The organism is Geobacillus sp. 47C-IIb, from assembly GCF_014679705.1.
Classification (GTDB): Bacteria; Bacillota; Bacilli; order Bacillales; family Anoxybacillaceae; genus Geobacillus; species Geobacillus thermodenitrificans.
In genome coordinates, this window is sequence record NZ_CP061473.1 from 2,718,040 (window position 1) to 2,735,448 (window position 17,409).

Sequence of the window (17,409 nt, forward strand, 5' to 3'; positions counted from 1 at the left end):
AGATGCTTGCTGATCAAAAATAATCCGGGAGATCCAGTTTTTCAGTTTCTAGCTGGAACGTTTCATCAAGACATTGATTCGCCTGAGGAAGCATTACAAGAATTGTTAACAGAAGAAAGTAAGGAATATCTTGAGTCTGCGATTGCATTTTTAACGGAATTCATTAATAGCGAGTATTCAGATGATGAAAAGAATGAATACATACAACACTGTGCAGACGGGGTATATTTTCCTGCCCTTGGAGTGACTCCAATCCAATGGCTAAAAAGTGTAGTAGAACAATTAAGGGAAGCTGTAAAAACAAAATAGAATAGTAAATGATTAAGGGCCTTGAATGAGTCAAAACTCTTTCAAGGTTTCTTTTTTATATCAGACTTTGAAAGGTAACATTTTCCTCACGCTATGCCCAAAGCGTTGTAGAATCTCTTGAGATGTTCAGAGATGTAATCTCCAAATCGAGTGATCAAATGTTGTATATCATGTTGAGCCTGATGAAATACATTCGCCCTAACCGCATTCTTTAGTCATTTCCACAAACATTCAATCGGGGTGAATTGCGTCGAATACGTGGAAGATAAATAAGATGAAAAAATTATTCTTCCTCTCCCCAAAACGCTTTGACCATGTTTGCATAATAAATGCATGCGTTATCCAACGCCAAGATGATGCGATGAACGGATAATAACTGTTTTTCCCCTTGTTTTACTTGATCATTTGGCCGCAGGCAACCGTCCCCTTATTGGGCTGTTACCTTTATTTGCTTTGCAGCGCCTATCTGCTGTTTATGAGGCAAGAAAGACGCACAAATGAGCGAGCAGAGGTGATGGCGATTCCATAGCCAACGTGATATTTACAGTAAAATGGAATGTCCTTGAAGCAGTTCAAAAAAGCCTTTCACTAGTCGGATGCCCTCGAAGGATGGGGCACTTTTTTCCTCTATACTAGGATAAAAATATGTATATTTTTGTTGATCTTAAGGATAGATGGCCTTTTAGGACATTCCATTTGTTAGTTTTTCTCATACATACAGTGTATGTGTAGCACAAAAATAAAGTTAGGAAGCCAATTTTGACAAAACCATGACATCAATAAAAAATGTGATAAACATCACAAACTTTCCGCCCTCGGTCACGTATGATGAAACTACAAACGATGCCTAGCGTTTGGAAGTAGAGTCCAGGAGGAAAAAGGAGGGCTTTTCATGAATAAACAAAAAGCATTGTTGCCGATTACGACATTAGCCATGACGTTTTCGTTCGCTGTTTGGGCCGTCTTTTCCCCGCTGGCGAGCACGTTCCAAGAAATGTACGGGTTGACATCGACACAAAAAAGTATTTTAGTCGCCATTCCGGTGCTGCTTGGTTCAATCATGCGTCTGCCGCTTGGCATTTGGACGGACCGGATTGGCGGGCGTAGGCTGTTTTCGCTGTTGTTGTTGTTTTTAATCGTGCCACTCATTGGCGCGGGGTTTGCGGATTCATATGCGATGTTAATGTTTTGGGCGTTTTTCATCGGCATGGCCGGGACATCGTTCGCGATCTCGGTAACGTTCGTGTCGCGCTTGACTCCACCGGAAAAGCAAGGGACGGCGCTAGGGATTAACGCGATGGGCAACTTCGGCACAGCAGTGGCCAGCTTTTCCATTCCGTCAATTGCTGCTACTTTCGGTGTTTCGTGGGCGTTTTGGGGAATGATCATCCCGATCGTCATCATGCTTATTCTCGTTTGGTTTTTCACACCGGATATGCCGAAACCAAAGCAACAAAAAACGATGCGCGAATCGCTGTCCGTGCTGAAATATAAACATACGTGGACGTTGTCGCTGTTTTACTTTGTCACATTCGGAGCATTTGTCGCTTTTGGTATTTACTTGCCGTCGCTCCTCGTTGACTTGTATGGGTTGACACCGGTCGATGCAGGGATGCGTGCCGCTGGATTTACCGTACTCGCTACGCTTGCGCGACCAGTTGGCGGCAACCTCGGCGATAAAATTGGCGCCGAGCGGGTGTTGACGTTCGTCTACGCTGGAATGACAATCGGCGCGTTAGTGATCGCGTTTTGGATGGAAAACATTTGGGTGATGACGGCAGCCTGCCTGTTGTTAGCGGTGATGTCTGGCTTAGGAAACGGTGCGGTCTTCAAACTCGTGCCACAGTTGTTTCCGGCAGAAACGGGGGCTGTTACTGGTCTTGTCGGCGCTTGGGGCGGACTGGGCGGCTTTTTCCCGCCGATTTTAATGGGGATCATCAAAGACGTCACTGGTTCTTACGTGCTCGGGTTTATGCTTCTTAGCTTATTTACGTTGATCTGCTTCTTATTGAATCGAATCGTCTTTGGCAAAAAAGCAGGCGAACCGGCAAATCGGTACGCATCGTAACACCTTAAAGAGGTCAAAAGCATGTGCTTTTGGCCTCTTTTTCATTTGGGAAGACGACGGATTTAACGAAAGAAAGACAAGTGACGGAGGCGGAGATGATCAAGAGGCGAAGGAGGGTTTTCCGTTAGCCAACGTGAGAACGCCCATTATCGTTTTCACAGTAGTGATAAAACATATTGCTCACTGTTTCACAAACCCTTCAAATATGCGTGTTCATTGGTGATAAAAATCACTAGGGGGAAAGCGAAAATGGCGTACGCTCAAGGTGTAAACGAATTTCGCTAGAGGGGGGAAGAACGATGAACCGAAATGTATATGCAGTGTTGTCGACCGTGTTAGCCGCCTCACTTTTAGCGGCGTGCAACAGCGGGGGGGAACAGGTGAAGGCAGAAAGCAAGAACAAAACGGCAGCCACGCAACAGTCGGAGCCGAATGTTATAGCGGCGCACAAAGGGGTGAATCAAGCGCCGGTGCCGTTAAAAATGGAGCGGGTCGGCCCTCATGATGTCCACATCGAAATGACAGCGCAAATCACCGACATTGAAATTGACAAAGGGAAAATTTACAAAGCATGGACATTTAACGGTCAAGCTCCCGGACCGCTCGTCGTTGTCAATGAAGGGGATACGATCCATTTTACGTTGAAAAATATGGACCCGGTCGTCCCGCACAGCATGGATTTTCACGCCGTTCACGCTTCACCGTCAAAAGATTTTATTGATGTGATGCCGAACAAATCGGGAACGTTCACCTATCCGGCAAATAAACCAGGTGTGTTTATGTACCATTGCGGTACGAAGCCAGTCTTGCAGCATATCGCCAACGGCATGCACGGCGTGATCATTGTCAAGCCAAAAAACGGTTATCCGACCGACAAGGAAGTAGATCGTGAATATGTGCTCATCCAAAATGAATGGTATAAATACAACGATATGAACGATTTCCAAAACGGTGTGCCAAGCTATGTCGTCTTCTCGTCCAAAGCGCTCAAACCTGGTGATCCAAATACGAACGGGGATACATTTACCCTTAAAGAAAAGCCATTATTGGCGAAAGTCGGCGAGAAAATCCGCTTGTATATCAACAATGTCGGTCCGAACGAAGTAAGCTCATTCCATGTTGTTGGTACAGTATTCGATGATGTGTACCTTGATGGCAACCCGAACAATCATTTGCAAGGGATGCAGACGGTGATGCTTCCGGCGAGCGGCGGTGCCGTTGTCGAATTTACTGTCACTCGACCGGGAACGTATCCGATCGTTACTCATCAGTTTAATCATGCACAAAAAGGAGCCGTCGCCATGCTGAAGGTAACCGAAACCGGCGAAGACGACGGCACAGAAACGAGCGGACATTAATTGATCCCGTTCCCAAACAGGATGGATGCCGCCCAAAGCCTTATATTTCCTATATTATAAAATGGTTAAGAGAAAATGAAGTGACATGCGTCACTTTCAGTCAAAAAAGCGTCCGCAAGCTAGTTGTCGGACGCTTTTTCAATGCAGATAAGTCAATGGGACAAAATGGCTTGCTCGTTGCTTTGCCCTGGAGGGACGATCGGATAGACGTTTTCTTCCTCGGCAATATTGAAATCAAGCAAGACTGGCCCATCATGTTTTAACGCTTTTTTTATGATATCTTCCGCTTCCTCTTCTGAATCGACCGCATATCCTATGGCTCCGTATGCTTCGGCAAGCTTAGCAAAATGGGGGGATGTAATCTTCACTGCTGAATAACGCTTTTGGTAAAACAGTTCCTGCCATTGACGCACCATTCCTAAGTAGCCATTATTCAAAACGGCGATTTTAATTGGAAGTTTGTAGGCGACGGCGGTCATCATCTCTTGTACATTCATTTGAAAGCTGCCATCCCCGCTGATACAAATCACCTTCTTGCCCGGAGAGGCGACAGCGGCGCCAATGGCTGCCGGAAGTCCATACCCCATCGTTCCGAGCCCACCTGACGTTAAAAATGTCCGTGGTTTTGTAAATGTATAGTGGTGGGCCGTCCATATTTGGTGTTGCCCGACATCGGTAACGACAATGGCGTCTTCTTCCGTCAAAGCTGAGAGCAGGCGAATTACGTTTTGAGGCTTTAAGCGGCTCGTCGATGTATCGAAACGGGGCACTGTCCGCTGCCATTTTGTTACCTCTGCCACCCAGTCTTTCGTATGTTCCCGAACGAGCGGGTAACGAAGCCGACCGGCTAAAGAGCGGAAAAATTGTGTTGCATCCCCGACAATCGGAACATCAACATGGATATTTTTATTGATTTCCGCAGCGTCAATATCGACGTGAATTTTTTTCGACTTCGGTGAAAACCCGCTAATTTTCCCCGTTACCCGATCGCTGAAGCGCACGCCGACACAAATCAATACATCACATTGATGAACCGCCTTGTTGGCCGCGTATGTTCCGTGCATCCCCACCATTCCTAAGTAGAGCGGGTTCGTTTTATCGAAGGCACCGATTCCCATCAGGGAACTGACGACAGGGATTTGGCTTTGCGTGGCCACCTCGCGCACCCACTCCGAAGCGCCGGAATGAATGACCCCACCGCCGATAAACAAGACTGGCTTTTTGGCGTTTTCAATGGCGGTGATGGCCGCTTCGAGCGATTTTCTCCGAATGTTTTTCGGCTTCGGAAGTACGGCTTTTTGCATCGGGTACGCCTCCGCCGTTTCCTGGTGGAGGAGATGGGTGGGAATTTCCACCGTCACCGGTCCCGGCCTGCCATCGAGCGCGATTTCGTAAGCGCGCTGAATAGTGGATGGAATATCATTGATCTTGCTTACTTGCAAATGGTATTTCGTCACTGGCGTACAAAGACTCAACATGTCGAGATCGGGAGCGTATAAATGCTCTTCCGGTGAAGGCCGTCCAATAATGGCAAGCAGCGGTATAGAATCGCTTAATGCGGTGGTGATTCCGGTAATGCCGTTTGTGACTCCTGCCCCGATGATTGCCACGCCGAGCTTCCCTGAAGCGCGGGCATAGCCATCAGCGGCATGAACAGCCGCCTGTTCGTGTTTCATTTCGATATATGACAGGCCTGGATGGTGGTTTAGCACATGGCGTACAGGCAGCATGCTTTCATGGCAGCAGCCAAACATATGGGCGATTCCTTGAACGGCTAACGATTCAACAAGTACATCAGCCCCGAGACGTGTGGGAAGATGAACCATGTTTCCACTTCCTTTTTTAATTTTCTTACATTTTAAACAACGGATGTGAGCACTGTATGTGAATATCATCACATTAGGGTATAAGGGATATCTTTTTCTGTTTTTGCATAAGTGATTAGGCGTTTGGAAAATATAGGTGAGAAGAGAAAATCGGTGCAAATAAGGAAGTGAGATGATGAAATGAGTGGGCCGTCACTACGGAAATTGGAAGCGCACCGTTCTATTCATCATGGCGCCTTTGTCGAAGCGAAGCGTCTGACCGAATTGCTGGAAACGTTGTATACGGATGGGCGTTACGAGCATGCGGCTGAAGTGGCTGATGCCCTTGCGGAGCATTGGGAGAAACGGATCATCGCCCACGCTGAAGCGGAAGAAGAGGGCTTTTACCGCGAAAAAGCAGAGGAGAGAAAGGAGTTGTCCGAAACGATCGCGCAGCTCAAACGTGACCATGACATGATGAGAACGTTGATTGCTGAAATTAGGCAGCGGTTGTCAGAACAGATTGACCGCGAGGTGTTGACCCGCTTTCACGCATTGCTTCACATTAACCGCATCCATAGCGCTGATGAAGAGGCATTGCTCTTTTAGTTCAAGGGAAAGAAAGGAGAGGTAAACCAAAATGAACGAAAAACCTGCCCCGCTTTTGCGCAAACTGAAATACTTCGGGCGGTCGGAAAAAATCGCTAGCCATGCCGAGTTGTCGCCATACGGACGGGACGCAGAGAAAACATACCGCCGCCGCTGGCAGCATGATAAAGTGGTTCGCACAACCCATGGGGTCAACTGCACAGGCTCATGCAGTTGGAAAGTGCATGTAAAAGACGGCATTATCGCATGGGAAACGCAGCAAACCGACTATCCGACAACAGGACCCGATATGCCGGAATATGAGCCGCGCGGCTGTCCGAGGGGAGCGAGTTTTTCCTGGTATATATACAGTCCGCTTCGCGTCCGCTATCCGTATGTGCGCGGGGCGCTGTTGAGGCTTTGGAAAGAAGCGCTGCAACAAGAAGGAGACCCTGTGGCTGCGTGGAAGTCGATTGTCGAGGACCCGGAAAAAGCGAAACGGTACAAACGCGCCCGTGGAAAAGGAGGATTCGTACGGGCGAAATGGGATGATGTTTATACGATGATCGCCGCATCGCTTATTTATACGATTCAAAAATACGGGCCGGATCGCATTTTCGGGTTTTCACCGATTCCGGCGATGTCGATGGTCAGCTACGCGGCCGGGGCGCGGTTTTTGAATTTGATCGGCGGAGCATTGCTCAGTTTTTATGACTGGTATGCCGATTTGCCGCCGGCTTCTCCGCAAATATGGGGGGAACAGACGGACGTCCCGGAAAGTTCGGACTGGTTTAACTCGAGCTACATGATTGTCTGGGGATCCAACTTGCCGCAAACACGCACCCCAGATGCCCATTTTTACGTTGAGGTGCGCTACCGGGGGACAAAAGTCGTCGCTATTAGCCCTGACTATGCCGAATTTGTGAAGTTCGCCGATAACTGGCTGCCGGTGCAGCCGGGGATGGACGGAGCGCTGGCGATGGCGATGACCCATGTGATTTTGAAAGAGTTTTATGTCAATCAATCGGCTGATTATTTTACTGACTATGTTAAAAAGTACACCGATTTGCCGTTTTTAGTCATGCTGAAAAAGCACGGGGATCGTTATGCGGCCGGTCGCTTTTTGCGGGCGAGCGATCTTGGCATGCCGCTTCAGTATGCAGAGTGGAAAACGATCGTTTGGGATGAGCAATCACAGACGTTTGCTGTTCCTAATGGGACGATTGGCCATCGTTGGGAGAACAACGGGAACTGGAATTTGCAACTAAACGATATAGACAATAAACGAATGGGAATTCAGCCGGCTTTAACGTTCCTTGGCCAGCAAGACGATACTGTCATCGTGCAGTTTCCACACTTTGAAGCAGGAAACAAAACAGTGCTCGAACGAGGGGTGCCGGTCAAAGCGATCGAGCAAAACGGAGAGACGGTGTACGTCACGACAGTATTTGACTTATTGCTTGCCAAAATGGGCGTCAACCGTGGGCTGCCTGGTGATTATCCGACTGACTACGATGACATGAAGCCATACACGCCGGCATGGCAGGAAGCGATTACTGGCATTGATCGAAAGACGGCGGCGCAAATCGCCCGCGAGTTTGCCCAAAACGCTCTCGATTCAAAAGGCCGTTCCATGATCGTCATGGGATCCGGCATTAATCATTGGTATCACTCCGATACCATCTACCGGGCGATTTTAAACCTTGTCTTGTTAACCGGATCACAAGGAGTCAACGGGGGCGGTTGGGCTCATTATGTCGGCCAAGAAAAAGTACGCCCGCTCGAGGGTTGGCAGACGATTGCCATGGCTCGCGACTGGGGAGGCCCGCCGCGACTGCAAAACGGGACGTCGTTTTTCTACTTTGTCACCGAACAGTGGAAGTATGAAGATCAAAGCATGGATGAACACGTCTCCCCGCTCGTCGACAAGCCGCGTTACGAACATGGTGGTGATTACAACTATTTGGCTGCCCGGCTAGGCTGGCTTCCATCTTATCCGCAGTTTAATGCCAATAGTATTGCGCTAGTGGAACAGGCAAATGCGAAGACGAATGAAGAAGCTGTTCAGTATGTCGTTGAGCAAATTAAAAAAGGAAACATCAAGTTTGCCATTGAAAATCCGTCCGATCCGGTCAATTTTCCACGCGTGATGTTTGTCTGGCGCGGAAACCTCATCGGCAGTTCAGCAAAAGGACACGAATACTTTTTGAAACATTTGCTCGGAACCCATCATGCCAATTTAAGCGAACAAAATGATGACCTGAAAACGAGCGAGATCGTTTGGGATGAGAACGCGCCGGAAGGCAAACTGGATTTAATGGTCAACATTGATTTCCGTATGGCCGGAACCGGGCTATATTCGGACATCGTTCTTCCAGCGGCGACGTGGTATGAGAAATATGATGTCAGCAGCACGGATATGCACCCGTTTGTCCATCCGTTCAATCCCACCATTGCCCCACCGTGGGAAGCAAAATCGGATTGGGACTTTTTTAAAGGCTTGGCCAAAACATTTTCTGAGCTGGCAGCCCACTATTTTTCGAAGCCGGTGTCAGATGTCGTCGCTACCCCGCTGTTGCATGATACACGCGATGAGATCGCGCAGCCGTTTGGGGTGGTAAACGATTGGAAAGATGGAACGACAGAGCCGGTTCCGGGAGTGAATTTTCCGCGCCTGCATATTGTAGAGCGGGATTATAAGGAAATATACAACAAGTTTGTGGCGCTTGGCCCGATCGTCCGTGAACAAATCGGGGCGAAAGGGCTCAGTTGGGATGCCAAGGAAGAATACAAATGGCTGCTTGATACGCTCGGTTCTTCAGCGCTAGAAGGCCCGTATCAAGACTGTCCGAGTTTGTTGACAGACCGGGATGCCGCAGAAGCCATTTTGGCTCTTTCAAGCACAACGAACGGTTCCTTGGCCCTCAAAGCGTGGGGAGAAATGGAGAAAAAGACGATGCAGCCGTTAAAAGATTTAGTCGTTGAACGAGCCGAGGAACATATTACCTTTCAGGCTATCACTGCTCAACCGCGGCAAGTGTTGACGACCCCTGTCTTTAGCGGAAGCGAAACCGGAAATCGTCGCTACTCTCCGTTTACGACGAACGTCGAACGATTGATTCCTTGGCGGACGTTGACAGGTAGGCAGCATTTCTACTTAGACCATGAAATTATGTTTGAGTTTGGGGAAGAATTGCCGACGTTTAAAGCGCCGCTTCGAAAGCTTGCTTTTTACGACCATGACCGGCGTCCGCGTGTCAGTGGCAAAGAAATCACACTTCGTTATTTGACGCCGCACTTTAAATGGTCGTACCACAGCACATATTGGGATACGCTGCCGATGTTGACGATGTTCCGCGGCGGGCCGACTGTCTGGATGAACAAAGAAGATGCCGCAGAAGCCGGCATTGCTGACAACGACTGGATTGAAATGTACAACCGCAATGGGGTGGTCATCGCCCGGGCAGTCGTCAGCCATCGCCTGCCGCGTGGAGTCGCGTTTATGTATCACGTGCAGGAACGCCATATTAACGTGCCCGGCTCGCCAATTAGCAAACTGCGCGGCGGCACATTTAACAGTCCGACCCGCATCCATGTTAAACCGACGCAAATGATTGGAGGCTATGCGCAATTAAGCTACGGCTTCAATTATTATGGGCCGACAGGAAACCAGCGGGACGAGCAAGTGATGATCCGCAAACTTGAAAAAAGGGAAGTGGATTGGCTTGAGAGTTAGAGCGCAGTTTGGGATGGTCATGAATTTGGACAAGTGCATCGGTTGCCACACGTGTAGCATTACATGCAACAATACATGGACGAATCGTCCCGGGGCGGAATATATGTGGTGGAACAACGTGGAAACGAAACCGGGCATCGGCTATCCGAAAGAATGGGAAAACCAAGATGCGCATAAAGGAGGCTGGGTGCTCAAAGACGGGAAGCTCGAGCTACGCGCTGGCGGCCGGGTGAATAAACTGTTAAACATTTTTTACAACCCCGATATGACGGTGATCGACGATTACTATGAGCCTTGGACATACGATTATGAACAGCTGATCAACCGCCCGGAAGGGGAGCACCAGCCTGTCGCCCGGCCTAAGTCGCAGCTGACTGGCGAATACATGGACATCACGTGGGGGCCGAACTGGGAAGACGACTTGGCCGGGGTATATGAAACAGGAAAACGCGACCCGAACGTAAGAGGCATTGAAGAGAAAGTGAAATTTGAGTTCGAACAAACATTTATGATGTATTTGCCGCGCATTTGCGAACATTGTTTAAACCCGCCTTGCGTCTCTTCTTGTCCATCAGGGGCGATTTATAAGCGAGATGAGGACGGCATTGTGCTCGTTGATCATGATGCGTGCCGGAGTTGGCGGTTTTGTGTGACCGGCTGTCCATATAAAAAAGTGTACTTTAATTGGAAAACGCATAAGGCAGAGAAATGTACATTTTGTTTTCCGCGTATTGAAGCAGGATTGCCGACGGTTTGTTCAGAAACGTGCGTCGGCCGTCTCCGTTACATCGGCATTGTGTTTTACGATTTGGATCAAGTTGAGGCGGCCGCTTCGGTCCAAGATGAAAAGGAGCTGTACCACGCCCATTTGCGCATCTTTTTAAATCCGTATGATCCGGACGTGATTGAAGCGGCACGTGAAGCGGGGTATACGGACGATTGGATTGAAGCAGCGCAACGCTCACCGGTTTATAAGCTTGCCGTCGAGCAAAAGATCGCGCTCCCGCTTCATCCGGAATACCGGACGTTGCCGATGGTTTGGTATATTCCACCGCTCAGCCCGATCATGGGGGCGTTTGACGGTGGACTGGACGACATTCATCCGCATGTGATTTTCCCGGCGATTGACCAAATGCGCATCCCGATTGAGTATTTGGCTAATTTGTTGGCTGCCGGCGACACTGAGGTCATCCGCACGGTGTTGAAAAAAATGGTGGCCATGCGCAGCTATATGCGGGCGGTGAACTTAGGAAAAGAACCGGACCGGAGTATTCTCGAGAAAGTCGGAATGGATGAACATACGGTCAAGGAAATGTATAAGCTTTCGGCTGTCGCGAAATATTCCGACCGCTATGTCATTCCATCTTCCCATTGGGAGAAAGCCGGCAATGCGTTTTACAGTCAAGGGACAGCGGGCTATGCGTTTATGGAGTCTTGTTCCGGCTGCTCTGGATATGATGCGGAAAGTTTTTACCAATTTTATTGGGGGGATGAGGATGGAAGAGCATCAGAAACTATTTAAGCTTGCTTCCATTTTGTTGCAATATCCGGAACGAGAATGGCTCGAAGACGACCGGCTGTTTTATGAAATTTCTCAGCTCGCCAACCATACCGCTCGCAAACGGTTTTTACAGTTTCTTGACTACGCGAAAACAAAAGAGATTGACGAGCTATGTGAGCTCTATGTGAGAACGTTTGATTTGAGCGATCGAACGACGATGTATATCACGTACTACTTGTTTGGCGATCAAAAAGAGCGCGGCCAAGCGCTGTTAAAACTAAAAGAAGCATTTCGGCGCGCTGGTTTGGAACTGACAGGGGATGAGCTGCCAGATTATTTGCCGCTCATGCTTGAGTTTGCCGCTGTCGCCCCAGTCAACGATGCGAAAAACGTCCTTCTCGCCCACCAGAAAGCCATCAAGGGGCTGGCGGACAGGTTGCAGGAGGTCGACCACCCGTATTTCTTTGTTTTGGACGGCTGCCTTGCCGGCATGGCTGCTTTCTTTGAGGAAACAAGAGGGGTGGATATTCCAATGAGAGCGGAGGAGGCCACATGACACTGCTTGATCAGTTTCTTTGGGTGATCTATCCGTATATCATGTTGACGTTATTTGTCGCTGGCCACATTTACCGTTACAATACTGATCAATTTGGCTGGTCGGCCAAGTCAAGTGAGTTTCTTGAGAAACGACGGTTGCGTTGGGGAAGCGTTCTTTTTCACTGGGGCATTCTCTTTGTGTTTTTCGGCCATGTCGCCGGCATTTTAGTGCCGAAGACGTTTTATGAATCAATCGGGATTACCGAGGAGATGTATCATTTTGGGGCGGTCTGGTTTGGCGGCGCTGCCGGGGTTGCGACTGTAATTGGGGTAGTATTGCTTTTATGGCGCCGGTTTAGCGTTCGCCGCCTTCTCCGCCATAGCAGCAAAAGCGATCTCGTTGTATTGCTGCTCCTAACGATTGTCATTTTGACAGGGTTTACAAATACGGTCGGATATACAGCGACCGGGGGAACGTTCGATTATCGAGATACGATTGGCCCTTGGTTTCGCGGTCTTTTAACGTTTCGGCCGCTGCCGCAGCTTGTCAGTGATGCGCCGATTGGATTTCAAATTCATATTCTCTCCGCCTTGCTGTTATTTGGCATTTGGCCGTTTACCCGTCTCGTGCATGTGTGGAGTATCCCGCTGACATATTTAAACCGGCATTACGTCGTCTATCGCCGGATGCGGGCGAAAAAAATTTAGGGAAAAAGCAGGGCTGTCCATAAAGGGGGGTAACTCTTTTAGGACAGCCCTCTAAGTTTTGTTCATTTTATTCAATGCAACAAATGTCTGGCGGGCAGTCTTCACATTGGATTTCCGTTTTTAAATAGTTCAAGTCGTGAACAGTAATTTTCCCTCGCTTCATCGAAATAATTCCGTCTTGCTTTAATGCATTGAGCATCCGATTGACGCTTTCACGCGTCGTGCCGCAAAAGTTGGCCAAGTCTTGGTTTTTTAACGTTAAATCAATGAAGATGCTTCCGTCTTCAAGCGGGACGCCATAACTGTTGCATAAGCGAATAAGTGTTGAATAGAGCGCCCCTTTTTTGCCGTTCATAATCAAGTCACGAAACTTTGTTTGCGTCCGTCGGGCATGCTTGCTGATCCAGCGCATATATTCAAGGGTAAGGGTGGGATTGATCAGCAACTGCTCTTCTAATTCATTTTTATTCATTACCGCTGCTTCACCCGGTTCAATCACTTTGGCGGTCAATAAATAACGTGGATCGTCCGTAAACAGCGTCAGTTCGCCGACAATTTCCCCGCTTCCACAAATGCGGAAACACATTTCTTTTCCGTCCGGACAAATTTTGCTTACTTGCACCTTGCCGGACAGAATCAAATACAGCTCATTGGCGGGCATCCCTTCTTGAAATAAAAACGAATGTTTGCGAAGCGGGATCACTTTTTTCGACGATTGCAGCCATGAGCGCAAGAGGGAAAAATCGCGGTTCGCCGCTGTGCGGCTTTGCCGTTCCATGATTGACACCTCCATTTGTTCGGCTAATTCTATTGTAAAAAAAATCACAGCAGAGACAGAGTGAAAAAAATCACCCTTTGCCACTTTTTTTGTGCAGGTTGTCACAAATTTTTCTAAACCGGATTTTCCCACTCCTATGATACAATCATTGTGAGTAGTGTCACAGCGTTTGTCTGCTTGTTTCCGTATAGTAGATGGGGATGTGGCAAAGAGAGGTTGATTCATGACAGCGTTTTGGTCACCAGTTTGGTTATCGATAAAAGTATCGCTTCTCGCCGGCTTGATTGTCGCGGTCTTAGGGACAGCGGCAGCGAGATGGATGGCGCGCCGTCGGTTTCGCGGCAAGACAGTGGTGGAGACGGTATTTATGCTGCCGTTGGTGCTGCCGCCGTCGGTCGTCGGTTTTTTGCTCGTCGTCTTGTTTGGCCGACATAGCCCCATTGGCCAATGGATAGAATCGTCGTTTCACACCACTATACTGTTTACGCCCGGCGCGGCGGTGATGGCCGCCGTGGTTGTGTCATTCCCGCTCATGTATCAGGCGGCCAAAACCGGGCTTGAAGCGGTCGATCCAACCATTGAAGGGGCGGCGCGCATCGATGGGGCGAATGAGCGCCAAGTCTTTTGGCATATTTCGCTGCCGCTTGCCAGACACGCGTTATTATCCGGGGCGGTGCTGTCGTTTGCACGCAGCCTTGGGGAGTTTGGCGCAACGCTCATGTTTGCTGGCAATATTCCGGGAAAAACGCAAACGATCCCGACTGCCGTCTACATGGCCATGGAATCGGGAAGGATGGAGTTAGCATGGGCATGGGTAGCGGTCACGATTGGATTGTCATTTAGTTTATTGGTCTTTGCGACGAAACTTGGTCGTTTACGGGAATAAAAAAAGCCGCCTGACAACATCGTGCGGCGAACGAAACAGAAAGGAGGGAGCGCGATGAGCGAGCGCAACCGGACGGACGTCATGGATCGCCTGTCTCGCCCGCTTCGCGATTTGCGGTTATCGGTGATCGACCAATGTAACTTTCGCTGCATCTATTGCATGCCGGCTGAGGTGTTCGGGCCGAATTTTCGCTTTTTGGCGGAAGGCGAGCTGTTGACGGTCGAGGAAATGGCGCTTCTATCGGAATGTTTTGTTGAGCTTGGCGTCGAAAAAATCCGCCTGACAGGGGGCGAACCGCTCTTAAGGCGCGATTTGGACGCGCTTGTTGCCCGGCTGTCTGCGATTCCCGGCCTGCGCGATATCGGCTTGACGACCAACGGTGTTCATTTAGTGAAATGGGCGCAGCGGTTGAAAGAAGCCGGGTTGAAGCGCGTCAACGTCAGCTTGGATGCGTTAGATGATGATATTTTCCGCAAAATGAACGGCATCGGCGTCGGCGTCGCTCCTGTGTTAAAAGGCATTGAAGCCGCCCGGGCGGCGGGACTCGGCGTCAAAGTGAACATGGTCGTCAAAAAAGGGTGGAACGACTCGCAAATCGTGCCGATGGCGTCGTATTTTAAAGACTTAGGCATTCCGCTCCGCTTGATTGAATTTATGGACGTCGGCACGACCAACGGCTGGGATTACTCCCATGTCGTGACGAAAAAAGAGATGTATGAGCAAATCAACGCCATGCATCCGCTCGAACCGATCGAAAAAGCGTATTTCGGCGAGGTGGCGAGCCGCTACCGCTACGTCGGCACGGAGGTGGAAGTCGGTTTCATCGCCTCAGTGACGGAAACGTTTTGTCGAAGCTGCACAAGAGCGCGCATTTCTGCAGACGGGAAGCTGTATACGTGTTTGTTTGCCTCGAAAGGCGTGTCGTTGAAAGACAAACTGCGCGCTGGGGCAACGAAAGAGGAACTGAAGTCGTTAATCACCGCGGTTTGGAACCAGCGGACAGACCGCTATTCAGAAGAACGGACGGAAGAAACGGCGAAACAACGGGTGAAAATTGAAATGTCGTATATTGGGGGGTAACAAAGAAGCGGGGCTGCTCTTTCCATCGAAGAAGCAGCCCTGCTTTTTATCGCTCGACGCGCCTGCCTTTACCTTAGAAATGGGGGAATGGTTTGGCTTGCTTACGCCTTCACCGCTGCCAACACGCGTGGGAAGAGGACGTTGTTTTCTAAATGGATGTGGGTAAACAAATCTTCTTCGAGTGCCGCGAGTCGGCTGTAAACGAGCCGATATGTGCCGCACGCGTCTTCCGGCGGGGTGAAGTCGTTTGTGATTTCGCGAATTTCTTTGATCAAATCGCCGGCCGCGTCATGTTCATTGACGAGTTCGCGAACGGCCCGCTCGACCGCCTCTCGGTTTTCCGGCGATGGGTTGTCGGCAAATTGTAAAATGAGCGGAAAAGCTCCTGTTTCTTCTTTAATCAAGTGTTGCTCAAGCTCCATTTTTAACTCATGGAACAGTTTATGCACGCGAGAAAGGTGCGGGTGGTGCATGCCGTGTACGCGCAATACTTTTGTGACATATGGGCTGAGCTGCGGCAGTTCTTCGTTCAAATAGCGGTGGTGTGTGCTGACGATATGATCGACCAAGTCGGTCAGCGGCGCTTCGCTCCAGTTTCCAGTCGGCTTGTTTTGTGCCTCTGCATAAAGGGCGTTCAGCTCGCGAAGGAGCGCTTCGCCATCAAGTCCGCGCTCTTCAATGGCTTCTTTTAACGGGCGCTGTCCGCCGCAGCAAAAATCAATGCGTCGTGCTTTAAATAAGTCGGCTGCTTTCGGAAATTGCGTAACAATATCACCAATCAACGATTGTTCGGTAAAACGCTGTTCCATTTCGGATCCCTCCATTGATCAAATCGTTACAGTTTCAGCATAACGTGTTTGCCGCTAAGGTGTTGTGATGGATCTCACATATACGAAAAAAAGTGGACAGTGATGCGTGTGATAAACATCACAACAGCCTTCTTCTTCTTTATCGTACAATAAAGAAAAGCGGACTTTTGCTGACTGCTTATGGAAGGAAGTGTCCGCTTCATAATCGAAAGAATACATGCTCAGTAGGTAACATACAACATTTTGACAAAAGAATGAGTTCCATAAACAGAAAAAGGGGAGACGGGTATGTGGCCGTTGGTGAAAGGACGGCAGTGGGAGGAGGAAAAAGCAAAACTAGAGCAGCAAATCGCCGAGATGAAAGACCAGCTCACTAGACAGAAGGAATCGATTCACGAGACGGTGGCCGGCTTGCTCGGGGAGTTGCAGGAAATCGTTCATCAACATGAGGTGGTCAACGGACAACATCATGAATTAGGCCGACTCGTTGACCGAACGAAAGAAAAAGTCGATAATGTCAGTATGCTCAGCAAGTCATCATACGCGATCTCCGACCGTCTGTGCGAACAAGGAAACTCATTGGCGGAGACAGCTGGCCAGATGGTCGCGGCAGCAAAAGAAGGCATCCGCATGTCAGGGGAAATGGAGAAGGCGATGGGGCAGCTCGGCAGCGAGATGGAGGCGACGTCGGCCGCAATGTATCGGTTGCGCGGCCGTTCGCAAGAGATTGAACAAATTGTGAAAGTGATTAAAGAAATCGCTGGACAGACAAATTTGATTGCATTAAATGCCTCGATCGAAGCCGCCCGTGCCGGGGAGCATGGAAAAGGGTTTTCCGTCGTCGCTGCTGAAGTGAGAAAGTTGGCTGAGCATACGGCGGACAGCACGGAAACGATTCATCAGTTAACCGATGCCGTGCAGCAGGAAATTGAGCGGTCGCTAGAGCAGACGGAAGCTATTTCGTCTCTGATCGAAACGGTTGTCCAAATGAGCATCCATACAGCTCGCAAATGGTCGGCGATGAGGGAGCTGATCGATCAAGTCGAAAATCGGGCCAAGGACGTGCTAAACTATATTCAAGAACAATACCGCTATGCGGATGAAGTGATGCAAGAGCTCGAACAATCGGCCTCTTTGTTCAGCGAAACGCGGGAGATGATTTTGCGACATATTGCCGATGCGAGTGTCGTTGATGAAAAGTTGGCAGAAGGCATCAAACAGCTGCAACAATGGCAACAACGTTAAA

Annotated in this window: 14 protein-coding genes; 11 read left to right on the forward strand and 3 right to left on the reverse strand. The window is 49.3% G+C overall.

Annotation, left to right across the window (positions count from 1 at the left end; all coding sequences use genetic code 11):
• Positions 1-6 precede the first annotated feature (6 nt).
• The 3 genes from IC804_RS13725 to IC804_RS13735 all read left to right on the forward strand — a co-directional run bounded on the left by IC804_RS13725 (position 7) and on the right by IC804_RS13735 (position 3,735).
• Complete coding sequence (locus IC804_RS13725) at positions 7-309, forward strand: contact-dependent growth inhibition system immunity protein (RefSeq protein ID WP_008879021.1); 303 nt, start codon at positions 7-9, stop codon at positions 307-309.
• Between the two features lie 892 nt (positions 310-1,201).
• Positions 1,202-2,377: an MFS transporter gene (locus IC804_RS13730; protein ID WP_081157021.1), complete on the forward strand. Its 1,176-nt coding sequence runs from the start codon at positions 1,202-1,204 to the stop codon at positions 2,375-2,377.
• Positions 2,378-2,676: 299 nt separating this feature from the next.
• Positions 2,677-3,735 (forward strand): multicopper oxidase domain-containing protein, encoded by a 1,059-nt coding sequence (locus tag IC804_RS13735; protein ID WP_008879019.1) that lies wholly within the window; start codon positions 2,677-2,679, stop codon positions 3,733-3,735.
• A gap of 152 nt (positions 3,736-3,887) precedes the next feature.
• Here IC804_RS13735 and ilvB read toward each other — a convergent pair whose 3' ends face one another.
• A complete protein-coding gene (gene ilvB, locus IC804_RS13740; RefSeq protein WP_008879018.1) occupies positions 3,888-5,561 on the reverse strand; it encodes a biosynthetic-type acetolactate synthase large subunit in 1,674 nt (557 codons plus the stop codon).
• 180 nt (positions 5,562-5,741) lie between these two features.
• Between ilvB and IC804_RS13745 the strand changes: the two genes are divergently transcribed.
• From IC804_RS13745 to narI, 5 genes are read left to right on the forward strand one after another with little or no spacing between them, the layout of a single operon-like run.
• The gene (locus IC804_RS13745; protein WP_011886917.1) at positions 5,742-6,149 is read left to right on the forward strand and encodes a hypothetical protein; all 408 of its coding nucleotides are present in this window, start codon (positions 5,742-5,744) and stop codon (positions 6,147-6,149) included.
• A gap of 31 nt (positions 6,150-6,180) precedes the next feature.
• The gene (locus IC804_RS13750) at positions 6,181-9,864 is read left to right on the forward strand and encodes a nitrate reductase subunit alpha (RefSeq protein WP_011886918.1); all 3,684 of its coding nucleotides are present in this window, start codon (positions 6,181-6,183) and stop codon (positions 9,862-9,864) included.
• On the forward strand, positions 9,854-11,386 hold the full coding sequence (gene narH / locus IC804_RS13755; protein ID WP_081157023.1) for a nitrate reductase subunit beta: 1,533 nt from the start codon (positions 9,854-9,856) through the stop codon (positions 11,384-11,386). The genes IC804_RS13750 and narH overlap by 11 nt, the downstream gene beginning before the upstream one ends.
• The gene (gene narJ / locus IC804_RS13760; protein ID WP_011886920.1) at positions 11,361-11,921 is read left to right on the forward strand and encodes a nitrate reductase molybdenum cofactor assembly chaperone; all 561 of its coding nucleotides are present in this window, start codon (positions 11,361-11,363) and stop codon (positions 11,919-11,921) included. The genes narH and narJ overlap by 26 nt, the downstream gene beginning before the upstream one ends.
• Positions 11,918-12,610, forward strand: coding sequence for a respiratory nitrate reductase subunit gamma (gene narI, locus IC804_RS13765; protein ID WP_011886921.1), 693 nt, complete (start codon positions 11,918-11,920; stop codon positions 12,608-12,610). Before narJ ends, narI begins: the two co-directional genes overlap by 4 nt.
• A gap of 67 nt (positions 12,611-12,677) precedes the next feature.
• On the opposite strand, the gene IC804_RS13770 is transcribed toward narI, so the two are convergent.
• Entirely contained in the window at positions 12,678-13,388 is a 711-nt protein-coding gene (locus tag IC804_RS13770; RefSeq protein ID WP_008879012.1) for a Crp/Fnr family transcriptional regulator, read from the reverse strand.
• A gap of 223 nt (positions 13,389-13,611) precedes the next feature.
• On the opposite strand from IC804_RS13770, the gene modB reads away from it, so the two are divergent.
• Both modB and moaA read left to right on the forward strand, forming a co-directional pair.
• Entirely contained in the window at positions 13,612-14,274 is a 663-nt protein-coding gene (gene modB, locus IC804_RS13775; RefSeq protein ID WP_011886923.1) for a molybdate ABC transporter permease subunit, read from the forward strand.
• Positions 14,275-14,328: 54 nt separating this feature from the next.
• Complete coding sequence (moaA, locus tag IC804_RS13780) at positions 14,329-15,354, forward strand: GTP 3',8-cyclase MoaA (protein ID WP_008879010.1); 1,026 nt, start codon at positions 14,329-14,331, stop codon at positions 15,352-15,354.
• A gap of 101 nt (positions 15,355-15,455) precedes the next feature.
• Here moaA and ric read toward each other — a convergent pair whose 3' ends face one another.
• A complete protein-coding gene (gene ric / locus IC804_RS13785) occupies positions 15,456-16,163 on the reverse strand; it encodes an iron-sulfur cluster repair di-iron protein (protein WP_081157025.1) in 708 nt (235 codons plus the stop codon).
• A gap of 288 nt (positions 16,164-16,451) precedes the next feature.
• Here ric and IC804_RS13790 point away from each other — a divergent pair, with 288 nt between their 5' ends.
• Entirely contained in the window at positions 16,452-17,408 is a 957-nt protein-coding gene (locus tag IC804_RS13790; protein ID WP_081157027.1) for a methyl-accepting chemotaxis protein, read from the forward strand.
• The last annotated feature ends 1 nt before the right edge of the window (position 17,409 follow it).

Bases quoted from the DNA above. Each gene is read 5' to 3' on its own strand.
- IC804_RS13730 (WP_081157021.1), top strand. From the start codon at position 1,202: ATGAATAAACAAAAAGCATTGTTGCCGATTACGACATTAGCCATGACG.
- IC804_RS13735 (WP_008879019.1), top strand. From the start codon at position 2,677: ATGAACCGAAATGTATATGCAGTGTTGTCGACCGTGTTAGCCGCCTCA.
- ilvB (WP_008879018.1), bottom strand. From the start codon at position 5,561: ATGGTTCATCTTCCCACACGTCTCGGGGCTGATGTACTTGTTGAATCG.
- IC804_RS13745 (WP_011886917.1), top strand. From the start codon at position 5,742: ATGAGTGGGCCGTCACTACGGAAATTGGAAGCGCACCGTTCTATTCAT.
- IC804_RS13750 (WP_011886918.1), top strand. From the start codon at position 6,181: ATGAACGAAAAACCTGCCCCGCTTTTGCGCAAACTGAAATACTTCGGG.
- narJ (WP_011886920.1), top strand. From the start codon at position 11,361: ATGGAAGAGCATCAGAAACTATTTAAGCTTGCTTCCATTTTGTTGCAA.
- narI (WP_011886921.1), top strand. From the start codon at position 11,918: ATGACACTGCTTGATCAGTTTCTTTGGGTGATCTATCCGTATATCATG.
- IC804_RS13770 (WP_008879012.1), bottom strand. From the start codon at position 13,388: ATGGAACGGCAAAGCCGCACAGCGGCGAACCGCGATTTTTCCCTCTTG.
- modB (WP_011886923.1), top strand. From the start codon at position 13,612: ATGACAGCGTTTTGGTCACCAGTTTGGTTATCGATAAAAGTATCGCTT.
- moaA (WP_008879010.1), top strand. From the start codon at position 14,329: ATGAGCGAGCGCAACCGGACGGACGTCATGGATCGCCTGTCTCGCCCG.
- ric (WP_081157025.1), bottom strand. From the start codon at position 16,163: ATGGAACAGCGTTTTACCGAACAATCGTTGATTGGTGATATTGTTACG.
- IC804_RS13790 (WP_081157027.1), top strand. From the start codon at position 16,452: ATGTGGCCGTTGGTGAAAGGACGGCAGTGGGAGGAGGAAAAAGCAAAA.